A 19,797-nucleotide genomic window follows, 5' to 3' on the forward strand; every position below is an offset into this window, starting at 1 on the left:
TGTTCACTTAAATCAAACGATGCTAATCCATCATTACTATCGTCATCACAAACTTCTAAATCTGAGACGGGGTTGATGGTTGGTTGGCCTTCTGCAGATAACGTAAATGAGACGGTATCAAAACAAGTTTGAGAAATATCTGCTAAACGTGCCCAAATTGTTTGTGGACTAGATGTATTTGTGTAAAGACTAGGTAAGGCTGCAATATTATCCATAGCATCTTGTTCTGAAAGGTGATAACTTACAGATAATTCTGCTGCAGATTGTGATCCCAAAATATCATCATCATTTTGAGATAAATCAAATTCTTCTGAACCCGTACCACTACATATTGATAAATTTGGAGATGGATTAGCGGTTACACTCTCCCTAAATTCAATAACTATAGGATCTGCAGAACCTGTACATACACCATCAGAGTCAAAATCTGCATAGTAAACTCCAGGTTCTGTAACTGTAATTACAGAAGAGGATTCACCATCAATCACAACACCATCTTTGTACCAAATATGAGTTGCCATTTCAAGTCTTGTATCTAAAATAACTTCTGTACCATCACATCTTGCGTTTCCTGCCTCAATAGTGATATCATCACCTAAATCTCCACCTAAATTAAAACTACCGGCTTTTATGAAAACACCAGAATCAAAACTATTATCTCTATCATCTGCAATAACTAACTTTATCGTATAAGTTTCACCTGGAATAACAGCCGATTCTGCTGTAAAAACTGTAGTTCTTCCGTCAAATGAAATCGGTGATCCAGAGTTAGGAGTATAAGCACCAAAATATTCTTCGTTAATACCACCACAAGTTGCATTATTATCTGGATGAATATTAGTTACTAAGATAGGTGTATTGGTGTTTGGTATAACAGCTAAATTTGTAACGTTATCTTCTGAATCCATTAATAAAAACGCGAAGGCATCAGAATAGTTACACTCAAAAGTTCCCATATCATACTCCTCTGAAGCCATTAAAAAATCAAAACTAATAGTATCTGCCTGAGGTGTAAAATCAAATTGAATAAAAGTAGCATCATTAGAATCGACTCCCAAATAGGTATCTAAATCTTCATCACCTGCCCAATTACCATCACTTAAATTATCATTATTAGGCCCACCTGCTCTACTCGCATCACCTGTTGTAAGCAGTAAGCCATCTTCGAATGGAAAGTCAATTCCATTACTAAAAAAATAACCAATACCATTTGGCAAAATTGGACTAATAATAGACCCTGTTGAAGCAATAATATTAGAAACAGAAGCACAAGGACTATCAATTAAAACATCCTCAATAAGTTGTTCTGGAGTAAAAATATCTTGATCTACTACAACATTTTCTCCTAAAACAAAAACTGTAATTGTCGTCGTATTTGAGCATATCTGAGGATTATTATCTACAACTGTTAATTCTACTGTATAAGTGCCAGGACTAGTAAATACATGGCTTACATCAGCACCTGTTGCTTCGTTTGAATCTCCAAAATCCCAATTATAAGATGCATCTGTATCATCAAGCGAAAACGTAGCACTACCTGAAAAGTCAACATTTTCACCTGGAAGTATACCAACAACACCAGCTCCGTTAAGGGCTGGAGTTGTATTATCAATAGAAGCAACAATATCTTGACAAGGAGTTGCACATAAAATTTCTGCTTCCCAACCATTTATATTCCCACTGCTATTACTTGTAAACACAAAAGTTAAACACCCTGAACTATTACTTTCCGATGCTGAAACAAATCCTGGAGAAGTAGAACCTGAATACGTCCCAATTATATCTGCGGTTATATCATCGCCATCATAAATAGTTAAAATATCTTGATTAAACTGTGTGATAAACTGAGTAAAATTAACTATCGTAAACTCGTCTTCATTTTGAGGACAAATTGTAGTCGTGAAATTTTCATCATTTTCGTAATTACCAAATTCTCCGCCTGAATCAAAAAACTTATCTGGTGCACATCTGTTGAATGTGTCATTTTGCATTGATAAGTCTTGCGCAAAACTTATTGTAGTTATTAAAAAAGATATTATAAAGATTGTAATTTTTACCATAAGTTTCCTTTTACCAAACAGTCCATTATTAAGCATGAAATTTAACCATTTCATATGAATCAGCATAAAATTTTAAACGCGAAATGTATTTTTTTAGTTTAAGTGCAAAAATAAACTATAATATAAAGCTACCTCCACACTTATTATAATTGCATGCACATTACAACTGAGATCCGTTTTATGCGATTTTTTTTATAACTCTACGCTTATTTTTAAGTAAAAATTCTCTTGCATTTTTTTTGGATTTTCTATTTAAAAAATTTTCGATTCTCGCTCTTATTTTCACCTTACTTCCATGAGTAGGCAAATCATTTTCTTTGCAAAATTCGATTAATTCAAATTTTAAACAATAACGAAAATCATTTTCTGAATTCAAATCATCTAAAAGAGTCGCTTGTGAACTATATAACATTACTTTTTAAATTTAAGAATTAACTAAACCATGCACTGATTGACATCTGCATTTTTTTAAAGTAAAAATGATATGGTTTACTAATCAAATATTAAAACTAAACACCCTATTTCATTAGAGCGTTTTATTAACAATAATAAACTCTGAACGTCTATTTTCTGCATGTTGCGCACTAGTACAACCATTAGTACAATCTACTTTAGGTTCGGTTTCACCTTTACCTTCACCTGTAATACGAGATTCGTCTATACCTTTAGAAATCACATACTGAACCGTAGTTTTTGCTCTACTATTAGACAATGCATTGTTGTAAACCTCTGTTCCTCTATTATCTGTATGTGATGTGGCTTTAATAACCATTTCTGGATATTTATTCATGATCTGAACTAATTTATCTAATTCGAAAGCTGCTTGTGCTGTAATGTTTGATTTATCAAATTCAAAGAAAATTGGCGCTAAATTTATAACTTGATCTGCGATTAACTTCTCAATAGGATCTAAAGAAATCTGAACATTATTTTCTTCTTCGTTAGAGCCTTTCACTTCTACTTTTTTGCTATCAAAACCTTCTATAACAACTTCTAACTCTGTGTCTTCTTCACATTCTACAATAAATTCTGCAACACCTTCTCCATTCGTTGTTTTTGAAACTACCTTATTACCTTCTGCATCAAATAAAGATACTGATGCACCACTAATAGGCTCAAGAGTTTTATCGTCTAAAACAGTAGCGCTAATTAATACATCGCAAAGTGGTTGTAGTTTTTTAAATGTGTAAATATCGTCACTACCTTTTCCACCTTCTCTATTAGAAGACACAAACCCTTCATCACTTTCTTCGTCAATAGAGAACGCAAAATCATCTGCATTACTGTTTATAGGAATACCTACATTGCGTACAGGTGCTATTTTATCGTCAATTACTTTTGTATAAAACACATCTAATCCACCAAGTCCTAAATGGCCGTTTGAAGAGAAATAAAGAGTATTGTTACTACTAACGTATGGGAACATTTCTTGGCCTTCAGTATTTACTTTTTGACCTAAATTTTCCGCTTCACCTAGAGTACCATCAGTATTTATAGGTGCTTTATAAATATCAAATTGACCAAAACCTCCGGGCTTGTTTGAGGCAAAATATAAGGTTTTACCATCAGAACTTACTGCTGGATTCTTAACTGAGTAGTTTTCACTATTAACAGCTAATGCTTCTATAGTATTCCAATCACTATCTAATTTAGTGGCTTTAAATAAATAAAGTTGACTAAATTTTGTTCTACTTAAAGAGTCCTTTTGAAAATCTTTCTCAAAATAACTTTCTCTAGAGAAATACATGGTTTTGCCATCTGGAGAAAAAGACACTAAACCTTCATGAAACCTTGTATTGATTTTATTATTTGCTAAAACTGCTTCTTGGTACGTCTCGTCTGTGTTTTTAGTGATTGTATAAATATCTAAAAATGGTTGATCGTTCCATCCATATGTTTTACGACTATCATTACGACCAGAAGTAATGTATAATTTGCCATCATTAATAATACCTCCAAAATCTGATTGCTCAGAATTAAAATCAACGTTCTGAACATTAAACTTTTTACCCTGTTCTAAAATCTTAGGAATGTAATTTGGATTTTTTCTAAAAGCTACAGATCTATGATCTGCGGGACGCATAGATGCAAATTTTTCCATTTGTTGATTAGATACTTCATACTTACCATTAGCTTTAAGCATTTGTGAATACTTATATATCATTTCTGGTTTTTCTGATATTTCTAATGCTTTAGCATACCAATGTTCAGCTTCTTCTGTGTTAAAAACGTTATAGTAACTTTCTGCAAGTTGCCCATAAACGTATGCATCAGAGTTACCATTAGCGATCAGTTTATTATAGCTCTCTATAGCCTTTATAAATTCGTATTGTGCAAATTGTTTATCTGCTTTTTTAGTGTCTTTATTCTGAGCAGTTAGGCCAAAGCTACTCATCAATGTAATTAATAATAATGTTTTATAGTTTTTCATAATTGATTTAGCTTAACTGATTAAAAGTATCTAGGTGAACGAGAAACACGTTTTCCAAAATCAAGATCGAATAATAGCATGATCTCGTGAGATGCTGGTGCATAAGCTTTAATACTAGAAGATACAGCATCATAAGCATATCCAATTCTCACAGATGGTGATATAGCAAAATTAACTAAGCCAGAAACTGAATCATCTAATCTATATGATGCCCCAATTTCAAATTTCTTATAAAACCTTGCATTAACATTAACATCAAAAGAAGTTGGAGCATCAAAAGCAGATTTAACCATAAGGGATGGCTTTAATTCTGTATTTGGTGATAAATCAAACACGTAACCACCAGTTAAGAAATAGTGTTGTGTTTCAGAGCCTATTTTATTACCGTTTGCATCTAAATGAACAGAAGACAAAAAGTTAGGAACAGAAAGTGATAAGTAATATTTATCTGTATAATAAAATAAACCTGCTCCAAAATTAGGTGTTGTACTATTAATGTCATCAGTAAAAAACACATCTGTATCATCTATGACATCTAAATCGGTTAAACCAATATCGTGGAAAGTTGCTCCAGCTTTAACACCAAAAGCCAAACGATGTTCACCACCCAATTGCAACGTATAAGAAACATCTGCATAGACATTTGTTTCTGTTACAGGTCCTATCTGATCTGAAATAATAGATAAACCTAATCCCATATTATTACCTAAAGGTGCATGGCCAAAAAACGTTCCTGTTTCTGGCGCTCCGCTTAGTTTATACCATTGTTTTCTGTACAATAACCCAAAAGAAAGGTTCTCCGTAGAGCCTGCATATGCAGGATTAATGACATTCATATTATACATGTACTGCGTGTACTGAGGGTCTTGTTGCCCATGCAACTGAAATGCTAAAAGCAAAACCGCTATAATAGTGAGTTTTTTCATATTATATTTTAAGTTGATTCTATTAATCTATTATCTATTAATGTATATCCAAGAACTACGTGTTTTAGCACCACCTTCATATTCCATAGTATAGAAATAAGTACCTACTGGTAATTCCTTACCTTCATTGGTTTGTCCTTCCCATTCGTTGGTATAGTTCTTTTTAGAATACACAAGCATTCCATTTCTATTAAATATTTCTAGCTTGGTAACATTAAAGCTACTTAAATCGAAATAATCATTTTGCCCAGGAGATACGCCTGGCGAAATGCCTTGAGGAATAACACAGGTTTCTAATTCGATAACTGTAATTTCAGTAAATTCATTACAACCAGTATCATTATATATGACTTCAATTTCATATAATCCAGCTTCTAACACAGGTAAGCTTAAGCTACTCTGGTTATCTATAACACCACCATCACGGTACCAAACAATAGAAACTTCTGAAAGGGAATAGTTTTCTGGTATTGCCTCAAGAATTATTGGTGTTGTTGTATTTGGACATACTTCATAATCAAAATCTGCAGGAAAATTTGTAACTGGCTCACTTCCTATTACTAAATTGAAACTATTAGTTACGTAACAATTGATGTAATCAATAGATTCTACTCTCACAAATAACATTTCACCTGAACTATCATAAGCTCCTGTAATAGCACCTGTACCTAATGTAGCATCTGCTTGAGACATATAATATGTAACATTAAACAATGAAGCATCTTGACCATTAAGAACAAATGAATTGTGTTCTGATAAATCAAAACTAACAATACCGTCATTATCAAAATCACAGCCAATAAAGTCTATACTTTCTACTGTATGTGCTGGTGTAGAAGTTACCAAATCAAATGTTGTTAAAGCAAAACAACCTGTAGCGTTATCTTGGACTCTAGCATAAATTGTCTGAGGATTTGAAATATTAGTATAAGGAGATGTCAATGCACTTAAGTTATCTATAACATCCTGTTCCGATAAGTGATAAGTAACTGTATATTCTGATGAATCTTGAACACCTAAAATAACATCATCATTTTCTGCAAGATTAAATAATGCCTGATTTGTTGTAGAACACCCAAATAAATCATCAGCTGAATTCGCTGTTGGTGCTGGAAGAAATTCAACAAGAATACTATCTGATATCATACAGTCATCTGAAAAAACGACTTGAACATCATAATAATCAGGTTCAGTAACCGTTAATGTAGAAGAATTTTCACCAGAAATAACAAAACCATCCTTATACCAAACATGTGGAAATTCTGGCGCATGCGTATCTAGGATTATAGGCTCATTTGAACAACTTGCTGTACCAGCATCAATAGTAATATCATCTCCTAAACTTAATTCTCCAATTTCAAAACTTCCTGCTTTAAGAAAAACACCAGTGTCATACTGTGAATCTCTATCATCTGCAACTATGAGCTTTATATGGTAAATCTCCCCAATATTCACAGGAGATTGTGCCGTAAACACAGCCGTTCTACCATTATAATTCATCGGTGGCAAATTTTCAGTGATATATTCACCAAAATACGCTTCATTAATAGCTGCACACTCTGTATTTTGAGGATGAACATTAGTTGTTAAAATAGGAGTATTTGTATTTGGAATAACTGCTAAATTAGTTGTATTATCGTTTGAATCTGTTAAGAAAAAAGCAAAGGCATCAGAAAAATTACATTCATCAGTACCTCCAATAGCCCCAGTATATTCCTCTGAAGCCATTAAGAAATCAAAACTTATATTGGGTGAATAAGGCACAAAATCAAATTCTATTATAGTAGCATTTCTTGAATCTACACCTAGAATATTATCTAAATAATAATCACCAGGCCATGCACCTCCGCCTGCACTCATTAAATTATTATTTGGACCAGCTGCTGCTATAGCATGTCCTGTACTCATTAAAACTCCTTCACCAAAAGGAAATTCATCTCCGTCCATTGTAAAATAACCAATACCATTTGGCTGACCACTATCAAAGCTACTGCCTGTTGAAAATGTAATATTTGAAACATTAGCACAATCACTTCCAAATAATACGTCTTGTATCAATTCTTCAATAGTATGAGAATCATCACTAACCTCTATACTATTAAAACCGGCCTTTATACATAAATCAAAAGTAACATCTTCAGCTTCAGAACCTTCTGAAAAAACTCTTATAAAATAGGTATTACCTATTACTAATTGTGGTGTAACACTAGTAGTACTATCCATACAATATAGTTCACTAAGATTTCCACAACTACCTTCATACACAGCATGATTGATACCTGATGAATTACCATTAACAACTATATTCTCAAATGTTATAATTTGACTGTTATTTAAGGCTATAAACTGAAACCATACATCATCATCAGAATCCCCTGAACAAGACGATGCAGGAACACCTGATGGAGTTGCCGACAAAAGCGTACCAGAGTTTAATTGCGTACAATTTTCATCTGTATTTACAACCGCAACTGCCGCATTTAAACAGTCATTATTCTCTGGAATACAAGCCGCTAATTGTATAGGCAAACTATTAAACACACAATTAAAATCTTGATCATTATTTAAAGTATATATAACATCTACACCAAAAGGAAAAGGACCGATTTGATATATTCCTGCTGATGTTACACTAGTTGTATTTAAATCTATATTATTAGATAAAGTTAATGATGTAGCACTACCTAAAGATCCAACATTAACATCTATTAAATATTGATCACCATTATCACAATCATCTACAAATGCATATGTTGACTCTGAATTTGTACATGTAGCACAAGCAACGGTATAGTTAATACCATTTTTCATAGGCAAGTCACCATTTGCACAACTCGATGGTAAAAAATCATCTGAAGCAATATAAAATGATATTCTATTACCACTAGACGTATAAGAAAATCCAGCAAGATCACCATCATCACCAAAGAAATAATCAGTGTATGCAACAATAGGCGAACCATTAGTATCAAGAACAACCAAAGGATCCCATCCTTGTTGAACATAACCAGATTGAAAAGTTAAAGTTAAAGGTGTACCGTCTGTACTTGTAAAAGTGAACACTTCAGGATTTACAACTCCGTTATCACCATAGCACATAGACTCTACTAAAGGGCCAGCACTACAATCTACTATAAAATCTGTTTGTATTGGAGTTGTAAAAGTTAAGGGGCCCGCCCAAATACTATTACCATTTGTACAATTTGCTCTTACATATACCTCATACTCCATTCCAAATAATAAATCATTTTCAATAATATTTGTAACTGTAGACACTATACCTGAGGTTGGAATATCAGATCCAGAAGGCTGTATAACATACTCCCAAGACGTTTCACTATCATTAGCTACCCAATAAAAACTAGCAGATGCATTTGAATCATTAGAATTGACATAATTAAGAGAAAGCGTTGGTGAGATACAAAATGTCCCACAGGTTTCTACACGCACCAAATCAATAGAAATATCTGCTCTACTACTAAAAGTGGCTCGTGTATTCTTAAATTCAAGATATATAGATTGCCCAAGATAAGCATCCAAATTAATACCTACCGGAACCCAAGCTTCAGAACTAGACGTCTGTAATTGACCAGCCCATGTAAATACATTTGTAAAGGGACCCGAAATTGAAGTAGAAATACCGACTTCCAATTCCCCCATATTATCACCATAAGCATGCATATAAAAAGACAATTCAGCCCCATCTGTAGCTGTAGTAAGATCAATTACAGGACTAATGATTGATGCTGAGGCCTGGTTAGCATTACCTGAAGCCTCAAAATTCATATAATTAGAACCGCTAAATGCTGAACTTGGTCCGGTTCCGCTACTATCTGAATTACCCGGAACTTCCCAATTACCACCAATATTATTTGTTGTTATATCACCTATCCATCCATCAGAATCATCAAATTCTTCTGTAAATACGTAAGTAGAATTATTAGAAGGACAAGACACCCCAACTGGTGAGGGTATTGTTTGACATAAAGCGATTGAACTCCCAAGCAAACAGAAAGCTAAAAAGGTCAGTTTGAAGATTTTCTTATTCATTTCAATTTTTATTTAATTCGGTAAAAAAAATTAGTCAATTTTTAAACAGACATCTGTTAAATCCTAAATCAATAAAAACAACAAAAGCCACATAGTAAAATTAAGTGGCTTCTGCGTTCTATAGTAAATTTATTGTTTAATTACTCGTATCGTTTGCGTCACACTTTCAATAGTAACCTTAACAAAATAAGCACCAGTACTTAAGCCAGACATATCTAACTCACTAGCAATACTATTAGGCGCTGTATTTAACACCCTTTGCCCTAACATATTGTACACTATTATATTTTCAATACTTTTTTGAGCATTAAATGACAACGTGTTTTTAACTGGATTAGGATAGTAAGTAAATGCCGCTTCGTTAATTACATCTTCAACACCTAAAACAGCGCATGACACTGTTGCTTCCCAACCCGTTAAATTGGTATAAGGACTAGACCTAAACTCGATAGTTAAGGCTCCTGATGCATCTGTAGATGTAAAAGAATCACCGATATGAAGTTCACTATCGGCTACGATTGTATTATCTCCATTGCTACTGTCTTGGCCACACAATGTTTGTGCTAAAACAGGATATGTATTATCTGGCCCATTATAAATAGTTAAGTAGTCATAACAACCATCTTGTTCACCTGTACCAAAAGTATCAACCTCTATATCAACATATGTAAATGTAATAGTTACGGCTTCTCCAGCTGAATCTGGAAGAATAGTCGAAGACGAAAATTCAGATTCCGAATAACCTCCATGACTTCCTCCTCCATCAACAAAAATACCTTCACAAGCTGGTGGAACAATTGCTGTTGCAAACACAAATGGACCTGTCCATGTAGAAACTCCTTCTGCACCACAATCGGCCTGCACATAAACTTCGTAATGGTTATCAGCTGTTAAACCTATAAGTGTATACGGATTTGTAACTCCTGTTACTGTTGCTACTCCTGTAGCTGTTTCACCTGCTGTTAGATTAACAACTTCAATATTCCAAGTAGTACCATTACCATTAGCTGTCCACGCGACGTCTGCTGTAGTTAATGTAATATTAGATACAGATAAATCTGTAGGAGCCATACAAGCAGGCGCCTCTCCAAAAGTAACATCATCAATAGCAATATCATCGTCAACATCACCAGGGGCAATAACTTCAGAATATGTAAAACGCGCTTGTGCTGGTCCGGTAAACGTTAAACCACTAATGTCTAAAGTCTTCAATTCCCAACCTACTGTATTTGTATTATAAGTTGCCATTAGATTCCAAGCTGCACCATCCCAAACTTCCACATCTAGTTGTGCATTTTCTGAATCTTCAGAATTACTTATTTCATAAAAACTTAATGCTGGTGTTGTTAATGTACTAACATCTACAAAAGGACTCACCAAATATCTAGGACCATGATCCTGAGAAGCATCTGCTGCGGCATAGAAACCTCCTGTCGCTGTACTTCCTATTATGACACCATGATCACCAACATGACTTAATCCTGAATCTTGAAAAATCCAATCTTCCTCACCTGAATCACTATACATTCTCCAACAATCTGGTATGGCACCACCATTATCAAAACCTTCTGTATATGGTGCTGTCAGAGCTTCACAATCCGTTATAATAGACACTGGTCCTATCCAAGACGAATTTCCATCTGTGGCACCACAATTTGATTGGATATAAAATTCATAAACGGTATTAGATAATAAACCTGTTACTGTATAAGGATTAGTAACTCCAGTTAGTGTTGCTGTACCTGTTACAGTTTCTCCCGCAGTTAAATTTACAATTTCAATATTCCAAGCAGTAGCACTACCAGTTTCTGTCCATGCCAAATCTGCTGTTGTAGCAGTAACATTTGCAACTAATAAATCTGCAGGAAAGATACAAGGTATAGGGTTATCAAAAATTACATCATCAATCGCGATATCATCATCACTACCTCCGTTAGGTTCAGAAAAGGTAAAGCGAGCTTGTGCTGGCCCTGTATATGTTAATGTACTTATATCTATTATTTTTAACTCCCAACCATCTGTATTGGTATCAAATGTAGCCATAAGATTCCAGGCAACACCATCCCAAATTTCTACATCCAATTGAGCGTTACTTGAATCTTCTGCATTACTTATTTCATAAAAACGTAATTCAGGTGTCGCTAATGTACTTACATCTACAAAAGGACTCAATAAATATCTTGGACCATGAGTACTCGATGCATCACAAACAGCGTAATAGCCATCTGATAATGTACTGCCTGAGAGGTCTCCACCATCTCCTACATGACTTGGACCAGAATCTCTAAAAAACCAATCTTCTTCTCCTGAATCACTATACATTGTCCAACAAGCTGGAATATCACCTGCATTTTCAAAATTTTGTGTATAAGGTGCTGTAAAAGTATCACAAACCGTCGTAAATGACATTGGACCTACCCAAATAGAAGAACCATCAACCACACCACAATCTGCTTGCACATAAAATTCATATTGGGTACCTGACATTAAACTAGTTGCCGTATAAGGGTTAGTAACGTCACTAATTGTGGAAACTCCAGTTATAGTTCCACCTGCAGTAATATCTACAATTTCTATATTCCAAGCTGTAGCAGTACCATTCTCTGTCCAAGCTAAATCTACTGTTGTAGTAGAAATATTATCTACTGTTAACTCTGTAGGCTCCATACAAGCAGGAAATGTGTCATTCACAAAATTATCTACATACAATTCCCAATTATCACTTGACGTTGATTTAATAGCAACATAAACTGATTGGCCATTATAAGATGACAGGTCTAAAGTAACCTTAGTCCATTCATCAGAAGCTTCGCTATCTGGTTGTAGAATTACAGTAAAACCAGCTGCAGTAGCTGTGGTTGTGGATAATACCACCTCATAAGGATCTAAAAACAAACCACTTCTTGATTTTACATAAAATGTCAATCTATCGTTTAAATCAGAAGTCACTGAAATTTGAGGGGTAATTAAGTAATCATCGTTAGAATCAGGAAACCCAGATCCAATCTTTGCAACTGAAGAACCATCTTGTGCTCCATTTTCTGGTGCACCTTCCCACACCCACGATGTTGTACTAGCAAGATCTAAAACAGTCCATGTCGCTGGTATTTCGGTTTCAAAGCTCTCTGTGAATTGCGCATTTGATTGCCAACAAAAAGCAATCATTAGAATAAATAGAAAAGTAATTTTTTTCATAAAGTCAAGATTAAATAGTTAGTGTTTTTTTATAGTTTAAAAACTAAATCTTCTTAAAGAGAATTAAATATTTTAAACTTATGAAGCTCAAGTTGAACATTATCTTCCTTATTTTTGAATTTTAAGGGTTATCAAAAGGTAATCACGTTAAAATAAACAAAAACACAACCGCATAAAAACTTAACAAACAACTAGTTAACGAAATAAATAAATTACAATAAAAAATACAGAGATATTACTAAATAAATGAGAATTAAGTAAAACTATTGGGTTTTAGCTGAATTTATCTTAGAAAAAACAACATTATCCAAAGCGTCGACCACCAAAAAAATAATTAAGAGTAAAAAAAAATTAACATATAAACTACTCCAAGAAGAAAAATATTAGAGTTCAATATTACGCTTAAAAATGCATTAATTTCAGCAAAAACACACTCCAAAATCATGATTATCACAAAAAGATCCAAATAAATTTAAAAGCCTTAATTATATTATAAACTTTCATTATCATTAAAGGCTTTAAAGAACCTTTTAATAATAAAAGAAAAATAATAACTCATTTTTTTGAGAAGAATTAGCACATCAAATTAACAAAAACCATAAAGCAATTATGTTTTTAAATGCCTTAAAAAAATCAAGTATACTCTTTTACATCCTTCTTTTTGTTAATACATGCTATGCTCAAGATAATGAACCCTTAATTAAAATTAATGACTTAGACAGTTTACACAATCAATTTTACGGACAAGCCTCTGAAGAAGCTTATTATATTCACAACAAACTTTTAAGACAATCAAAAAAACTTTCTTACGACCAAGGCATACTTTCTGCCTATAAAGGATTAATGTGGTATCATGGTGTAAATTCAAACCCAAATATTGATAGTGTTTTACATTATGCCGATCTTTTTGAAACAAAAATTGCAACAAAAAGTATCAAAGAAGATACCTTACTAATTAAAGCATTAAAACTTCCTCAATATTACTTAAATAAAGGGCAGATATTAGCCAATGGATTTGGATTACCAGAACAAGGCTTAGAAAGTTACTTTAAGGTTTATCCATTCATTTCAGAGGGCGACACTAAACTATTTATAGGCTACAACATTTCAATCGCTGAAATTTATTACCATAAATTCCAATACGATAAAGCACTCGAAGTACTCACGCCACTATTAAAAGACACTGTTAATATAGGATCTTTTACAAAAAAGTTATTATTAAAAAATATTTCAGCAAATTATGTCCATAAGGAAATGCCCGAAAAAAGTTATCCTTTACATAAAGAACTATTAAAAATAGCCAAAAAAGATAATGACATTCCAGAAATCTGGTGGACTACAAACAGGTTAGCAAATGATTATTATAAATTAGGAGATATCCAAAAAGCCATTGACTCTGCCGTAGTTGTGAGAAAATATTGCCTAGAAAACAAAGACTATCGGCTTCTTTTTAATAACACGGCTTATTTAAGCACATTTTATCATGCTGCTGGAGATCTTAATAAAGCAATTGCTTATAGAGAAGAAGCCATTAAACTATCTTCTGGCCCTGAATCTAAGAAAGATTCTTATGACAGACTAGCAGAGTATTATACAGAAAAAAAGCACTACTCAAAAGCTATAGAAACATATCAAAAAAAAGATGCGCTAGTAGATAGTTTAAGATCTAATGAAAAAAAAGCCCTTTCTAGTTATATAGACTCTAATATAAAACTTCTAAAAGAGAAACAAAAAAGTCAACAAATAAGTTTTGACATTGAGTTATTAGAAATAGAAAACAAAAAGCAAAAACTCTATTATTTAAGTATTAGCACCATACTTGTAAGTATCATTTTAATATTAGGTAGCATTCTTTTATTTAGAAAATATAAAAAAGGAGAAAAAATTATAGAAGTTCTAAAGAGTAATGAGAAAAAATTACTCGAAGAAAAAATTATACTTCGTGAAAACGAACTAGAAGCTTCTGCTATAGCATTATCGCAACGGATAGAAACACTAACATTAATTAAGAACGAACTAAACGAAATAAAAAAACCAATAATACCAAAGTTGGAAGCTGCCAAACAAAAAGTAAATGATCTTATCAAATCTGCTTCAGACGTATCCATTATTACAAAAAGAATAGAATCAGAATACCCAACCATGTCGGCTAAATTATTAAACAAATATCCCAATCTATCAGATACACAAATTCGCTATTGTTTATTAACTAAAATGAATTTGTCTATAAAAGAAACTGCTACAATCTTAAATGTAACACCAGATACTGTAAAAGTCGCTAGAAGTAGATTGAAAAAGAAATTAGGAATACCAGCAGAAATATCCATTAAAATGTTTTTAGATCAATTATCGGCCGAGTAATTTATGTTTATACAGCACTTATGAATATATAAATGATGTAAGATAAAAAATCAATTACAGTAGATTAAAACTTAGTTAAAAGTCTGAATATTTAAGCATCATATTCCCTATTTTTGCAAATAAAAAAGATGGCACAGACCAAAATTTCCATAGTAAATACTTCTAACGATACCATAAAGAAGTTTGAAGCAGACCGATTTTTAACTAATCATAACAGCTTTGAATTTAACAACATAGACGACGCTAAACATTCGCCATTAGCCCAACAACTCTTCTACCTTCCATTTGTAAAAAAAGTATATATATCCTCAAACTTCATCGCTATTGAGCGTTATAACATTGTTGAATGGAAAGATGTCGAAAACGAAGTTGCACTTCAGATTGAAGATTACTTGTCTAACGACGGAGTTGTAGTAAGCGAAGATGCCAGTAAGCCTAAGGCTGCAGTTACTGTTTATGCAGAAAGTACCCCAAACCCTGCAGTACTAAAATTTGTATGTAATAAAGTATTAGTGCCAAACTTATATGAATTTACATCTATAGAAGATGCTAAACCGTCTCCTCTTGCCACAGCATTATTCCAATTTCCATTTATAAAAAATGTATACATGGAAAAGAATTTTATTTCCCTCACAAAGTTTGATATTGTAGAATGGGAAGATATTACCCTTCAATTAAGAGAATTTTTAAAATCTTATGTCGAAGATGGAAAAACGATTCTAAATGATGACGCTCCAAAAAAACTTCAGAAAACAGAAGAAGCCATAGAGCAAAAGTTTGAAGCTTTAGATGATACATCTAAGAATATTATAAATATATTGGAGGAATACATAAAGCCAGCTGTTGAAAGTGATGGAGGGAATATTGAATTTATATCTTACGATGAAGCAACTAAAAAAGTTGAAGTGTTATTACAAGGAGCTTGCAGTGGTTGTCCGTCATCAACTTTCACCCTTAAAAACGGTATTGAAACTATGTTAAAAGATATGCTGAATGACGATTCGATTAGTGTAAATGCTATAAATGGTTAAAATACATTAACTTTAAACGATGCCTATTTAAACTATACTAATGACTTTTCTTTCAGATCAAAACTAAAACCATAATTATGAAAACATACTTAAAAAAAATTTGGGTTGCATTAATCTGTTTTGGTCTACATAGTAATATGGCCATTTCCCAAAATCAAGGTTTAGATTTAGCAGAAATAGATTTAAATATAAAAAATATAAGCACAACCGTTTTAGCAGAAGGTTCACCTTACATTACAGAAGAGTTTCTATCCTTAAAATTAGAAGATCTTACTACCAAAATATATAGCGGAAGGTATAATGCATATAATGGTGAAATGGAAATAAAACTGAGTGATGATAAAATCATTGCTTTAGATAATAATGCTGATTACACAATAACATTTATTGCAAGTAATAAAAAATACAAAACTTATACTTATAAAGATGCCGACTTAAATCTTCAACGAGAGTTTTTAGTTGTTGTGAGCAAAGATTCAAGTTTTACACTCTTAAAAAAAGAACATATAAAGTTTCAAGATAAAGTGAAACCAAAATCGTCTTATGACAAAGAAAAACCCGCTAAATTTATAAAAGCAAATGACACATATTATCTAAATTTTGAGAATAATACTAGGGTTTTATCTCTAAATAAAAAACAATTTCTAAGTTCTTTCCCAAAGACTGAGGTTCAACTAAAATCATACATTAAAAAAAATAAGCTAAGCCTTAAAGATGAAAATGACCTCATAAAAATTGTCGCTTATTTATCTTCTATTTCTAAACCATAAAAGCATTTTATTACACTGATCCTATTTATATAGATATATTTACCTCATACTTAATTTAAAGATAACGCAAAGACTATGGTAATGTTAAATCCGTGTTGAAATTTTATTACTAATTAGAATTTATTAGTTTTGTATTCTAGGTTGTTCTTTTTCAATAAACTTAGTGATAAAAAGCATTATAAATATTGATAAAACAACAGCAATATTAATTTGGTACATTGATTAATAAACCCAAAACCTATTATATTATTATCTGTAGTATAAATTAAATTTTAAAATAAATTATGATACGTATTAAACATCTACTTCCTATAATCCTTATTAGCCTAAGTGCTTCTGAAATAAGTTATGCTCAATTTCAAAACACCAACGAAACTACTTTACACAGTAGTTTAGATGGCGTAAATTTTGCTATTAAACAAAATGCTGATAAATCATTTTACGCTAAAGGTTCTCCTTTTATAAACGAAAATTTCGAAGTTGTTAAATTCAAAAAAATTAAAAACAAAACTTTCGTTGCTAGATATAATGCTAATTTGGGTGAAATGCAGATTCAAAGGGAAAATGACACCATTGCGCTATTCAATTCCGAAGATTATGAAATAACATTTACTCTAAGAAAAAAAGTATATAAAACCTACAACTACTCAAATAAGCAAGGTGATTTAAAACAAGGATTTCTTGTTGTTTTAAAAGAGATTGATTCCATTTCACTTTTAAAAGAAGAATTAGTACAGTTCATAGAAAGCAAACCTGCATTAACTGGGTATGACAAAGCAAAACCAGCTGAATATAAAAGATTAAATGATGTCTATTATTATAAAACTGGTGATAAGGTTTTGTTACTACCATCTAAACGTAAAGATTTTCTTAAATTATTCCCGGATAATTCAGAGAAAATAAAAGCATATATCAAGGAAAATAAAATAAGCCTAAAGGACGAAGACGATCTTATTAAAATTGTTGGTTATTTATCTACAATTAAATAGTGGTTACAATTCTTATACATTTATAAAATCTTATAAAGTGTTCTAAAATAATCTTCGATTAGCTCAAGTATAAAATGGGTTGATCGAAGATTTTGTTTTTAATAAATATAGTAAAAGTGACTTTTTTAAACTTATAGTGTCTAAAAAATATAACCATTAACAATTTATAACACTATGGCAGTATTAAAAGTAATTGAAGTATTATCTAACTCAGACATCAGTTGGGAAGACGCAACAAAGAAAGCAGTAAAAGAAGCTTCTAAATCCGTTAAAAACATACGTTCAGTGTATGTGCAAGATCAGAGTGCCATCGTTAACAACGATGCTGTAACAGAATTTAGAGTGGCTTTAAAATTAACGTTCGAAGTAAAATAATAAACTAAAACTCAACATTTAAAACGTTGAATTTTTCTAACTAAACTAAAACTAATAAAATTAACATGGATACACAAAAATGGATTGACTCAGGCTATAATTTCATAATTGAGTTTGGCCCAAAAGTTATTGGAGCTATACTTATATGGATTATAGGAAGCTGGGTAATAAAAATGCTATTAAAAACGGTCAAAAAAGTCATGGCTAAAGGCGACTATGACGAGAGTCTAAGTAAATTTTTATTAAATCTTATCAATTGGATTTTAAAAATTGTCTTAATCATTGTAGTATTAGGTACTGTTGGAGTAGAAACCACCTCTTTTGCCGCAATTCTAGCAGCAGCTGGTTTAGCTATTGGCTTAGCTTTACAAGGCTCATTAGGTAACTTTGCTGGTGGAGTTTTAATCATGATTTTTAAACCTATTAAAATTGGGGATTTAATTGAAGCACAAGGAGAAATAGGTGTTGTTAAAGAGATTGAAATTTTTACCACAAAATTAATCGGCCTTTCTAATAAAGAAATCATCATTCCAAATGGATCGCTTTCTAATGGAAACATTGTTAATTACACCACTCAAGGAACTCGACGTGTCGATTTAGTATTTGGAGTAAGCTATGATGCAGACATTAAGCAAACAAAAGACGTTTTTAGCAAAGTATTAGCTGCACATCCTTTAATAATGAAGGATCCTGCGCCAACAATTGCTTTATCAGAATTAGCTGATAGCTCAATAAACTTTGTGGTTAGACCTTGGTGTAAAACAGAAGATTATTGGACTGTATTTTTTGATGTTACAGAACAAGTTAAAGAAGCTTTAGATGTTGCTGGTATTGAAATACCTTATCCTCATCAAGTAGAAATACACAAAGAAGCTTAAGCTTTCTTTTTTAAAGCTACAAAATCCTTTAAATAATAAGGTTCAAAATAAGCGACATCTTCGGTGTCGCTTTTTTTATGCTTAATTTCTGCTAAAAAAGACATTTCGTTTGCAGAAGGTAATTTTCCATCTACAAAAACAGCATTAGGATGCTTAATTAGACCTTTAGTCTTCTCTACACCACTTCCTATAAAATAAACTTTATTTGTTTCAAGAAGCACTTTATAACTGTCTTCTGTAAGGATTTCTGCTTTAATCTCTCTATGCAATTCTAAATTTGAATTATATATTGCAGAATACACTTCCATACGTCTAGCATCTAACATAGGAATAATAAATCCGTCAGTCTCTTTAACTTGATGCGCCAAACTTTCTAATGTCGAAATAGAAATCAATGGTTTATTTAAAGCGAAGCACAAGCCTTTGGCAGACGACACACCAATACGCAAACCTGTATAAGAACCAGGCCCTTTACTCACCGAAACAGCATCTATTTCTGACGGTTGTAATTTTGCTGTTTTAAAAACGTCGTCTATAAACAAATGCAATGTTTCTGCATGCGAATACCCAACACTATTATCTTCTCTTAAAACTAAAGTCTCCCCATCCTTAGACAGAGAGACCGAACAATTTGTTGTTGCTGTTTCTATATTTAGCACTAATGCCATTGCGTTGTTAATTTTTTGATAGCTAATTTAAAACTATTGCTAAAACACAATAATGAAATCAAT

Annotated in this window: 13 protein-coding genes; 6 read left to right on the forward strand and 7 right to left on the reverse strand. The window is 32.4% G+C overall.

The window, feature by feature from the left end:
* The 6 genes from HM981_RS12500 to HM981_RS12525 all read right to left on the reverse strand — a co-directional run.
* The coding region (locus tag HM981_RS12500) for a choice-of-anchor L domain-containing protein (protein WP_246286249.1) at nucleotides 1–2,060 on the reverse strand (2,060 nt) is incomplete at its 3' end.
* A gap of 178 nt (nucleotides 2,061–2,238) precedes the next feature.
* Complete coding sequence (locus HM981_RS12505; protein WP_179339149.1) at nucleotides 2,239–2,472, reverse strand: hypothetical protein; 234 nt, start codon at nucleotides 2,470–2,472, stop codon at nucleotides 2,239–2,241.
* Between the two features lie 114 nt (nucleotides 2,473–2,586).
* Nucleotides 2,587–4,491 (reverse strand): OmpA family protein, encoded by a 1,905-nt coding sequence (locus HM981_RS12510; protein ID WP_179339150.1) that lies wholly within the window; start codon nucleotides 4,489–4,491, stop codon nucleotides 2,587–2,589.
* Between the two features lie 20 nt (nucleotides 4,492–4,511).
* Entirely contained in the window at nucleotides 4,512–5,417 is a 906-nt protein-coding gene (locus tag HM981_RS12515) for a PorP/SprF family type IX secretion system membrane protein (RefSeq protein WP_179339151.1), read from the reverse strand.
* Between the two features lie 30 nt (nucleotides 5,418–5,447).
* The gene (locus HM981_RS12520; protein ID WP_179339152.1) at nucleotides 5,448–9,467 is read right to left on the reverse strand and encodes a choice-of-anchor L domain-containing protein; all 4,020 of its coding nucleotides are present in this window, start codon (nucleotides 9,465–9,467) and stop codon (nucleotides 5,448–5,450) included.
* 129 nt (nucleotides 9,468–9,596) lie between these two features.
* Complete coding sequence (locus HM981_RS12525) at nucleotides 9,597–12,662, reverse strand: T9SS-dependent choice-of-anchor J family protein (protein WP_179339153.1); 3,066 nt, start codon at nucleotides 12,660–12,662, stop codon at nucleotides 9,597–9,599.
* A 609-nt stretch (nucleotides 12,663–13,271) separates the two neighbouring features.
* On the opposite strand from HM981_RS12525, the gene HM981_RS12530 reads away from it, so the two are divergent.
* The 6 genes from HM981_RS12530 to HM981_RS12555 all read left to right on the forward strand — a co-directional run bounded on the left by HM981_RS12530 (nucleotide 13,272) and on the right by HM981_RS12555 (nucleotide 19,066).
* Nucleotides 13,272–15,023, forward strand: a complete 1,752-nt coding sequence (locus HM981_RS12530) for a tetratricopeptide repeat protein (RefSeq protein ID WP_179339154.1) — start codon at nucleotides 13,272–13,274, stop codon at nucleotides 15,021–15,023.
* A 128-nt stretch (nucleotides 15,024–15,151) separates the two neighbouring features.
* Entirely contained in the window at nucleotides 15,152–16,054 is a 903-nt protein-coding gene (locus HM981_RS12535; RefSeq protein WP_179339155.1) for a NifU family protein, read from the forward strand.
* Nucleotides 16,055–16,131: 77 nt separating this feature from the next.
* Nucleotides 16,132–16,824, forward strand: coding sequence for a hypothetical protein (locus tag HM981_RS12540; protein ID WP_179339156.1), 693 nt, complete (start codon nucleotides 16,132–16,134; stop codon nucleotides 16,822–16,824).
* Nucleotides 16,825–17,108: 284 nt separating this feature from the next.
* Nucleotides 17,109–17,813 (forward strand): hypothetical protein, encoded by a 705-nt coding sequence (locus HM981_RS12545; protein WP_179339157.1) that lies wholly within the window; start codon nucleotides 17,109–17,111, stop codon nucleotides 17,811–17,813.
* 174 nt (nucleotides 17,814–17,987) lie between these two features.
* Nucleotides 17,988–18,188, forward strand: a complete 201-nt coding sequence (locus tag HM981_RS12550; RefSeq protein WP_179339158.1) for a dodecin family protein — start codon at nucleotides 17,988–17,990, stop codon at nucleotides 18,186–18,188.
* A gap of 65 nt (nucleotides 18,189–18,253) precedes the next feature.
* Nucleotides 18,254–19,066, forward strand: coding sequence for a mechanosensitive ion channel family protein (locus HM981_RS12555; protein WP_179339159.1), 813 nt, complete (start codon nucleotides 18,254–18,256; stop codon nucleotides 19,064–19,066).
* On the opposite strand, the gene tsaB is transcribed toward HM981_RS12555, so the two are convergent.
* Entirely contained in the window at nucleotides 19,063–19,734 is a 672-nt protein-coding gene (tsaB, locus tag HM981_RS12560; protein WP_179339160.1) for a tRNA (adenosine(37)-N6)-threonylcarbamoyltransferase complex dimerization subunit type 1 TsaB, read from the reverse strand. The two genes, HM981_RS12555 and tsaB, sit on opposite strands and share 4 nt — an antisense overlap.
* Between the last annotated feature and the right edge of the window lie 63 nt (nucleotides 19,735–19,797).

Source organism: Winogradskyella ludwigii (assembly GCF_013403985.1).
GTDB lineage: Bacteria > Bacteroidota > Bacteroidia > Flavobacteriales > Flavobacteriaceae > Winogradskyella > Winogradskyella ludwigii.

Excerpts from the sequence above, each read along its gene's own strand:
- HM981_RS12515 (WP_179339151.1), bottom strand. The coding sequence starts at position 5,417 with ATGAAAAAACTCACTATTATAGCGGTTTTGCTTTTAGCATTTCAGTTG.
- HM981_RS12505 (WP_179339149.1), bottom strand. The coding sequence starts at position 2,472 with ATGTTATATAGTTCACAAGCGACTCTTTTAGATGATTTGAATTCAGAA.
- HM981_RS12535 (WP_179339155.1), top strand. The coding sequence starts at position 15,152 with ATGGCACAGACCAAAATTTCCATAGTAAATACTTCTAACGATACCATA.
- HM981_RS12555 (WP_179339159.1), top strand. The coding sequence starts at position 18,254 with ATGGATACACAAAAATGGATTGACTCAGGCTATAATTTCATAATTGAG.
- HM981_RS12520 (WP_179339152.1), bottom strand. The coding sequence starts at position 9,467 with ATGAATAAGAAAATCTTCAAACTGACCTTTTTAGCTTTCTGTTTGCTT.
- HM981_RS12545 (WP_179339157.1), top strand. The coding sequence starts at position 17,109 with ATGATACGTATTAAACATCTACTTCCTATAATCCTTATTAGCCTAAGT.
- HM981_RS12540 (WP_179339156.1), top strand. The coding sequence starts at position 16,132 with ATGAAAACATACTTAAAAAAAATTTGGGTTGCATTAATCTGTTTTGGT.
- HM981_RS12525 (WP_179339153.1), bottom strand. The coding sequence starts at position 12,662 with ATGAAAAAAATTACTTTTCTATTTATTCTAATGATTGCTTTTTGTTGG.
- tsaB (WP_179339160.1), bottom strand. The coding sequence starts at position 19,734 with ATGGCATTAGTGCTAAATATAGAAACAGCAACAACAAATTGTTCGGTC.
- HM981_RS12530 (WP_179339154.1), top strand. The coding sequence starts at position 13,272 with ATGTTTTTAAATGCCTTAAAAAAATCAAGTATACTCTTTTACATCCTT.
- HM981_RS12510 (WP_179339150.1), bottom strand. The coding sequence starts at position 4,491 with ATGAAAAACTATAAAACATTATTATTAATTACATTGATGAGTAGCTTT.
- HM981_RS12550 (WP_179339158.1), top strand. The coding sequence starts at position 17,988 with ATGGCAGTATTAAAAGTAATTGAAGTATTATCTAACTCAGACATCAGT.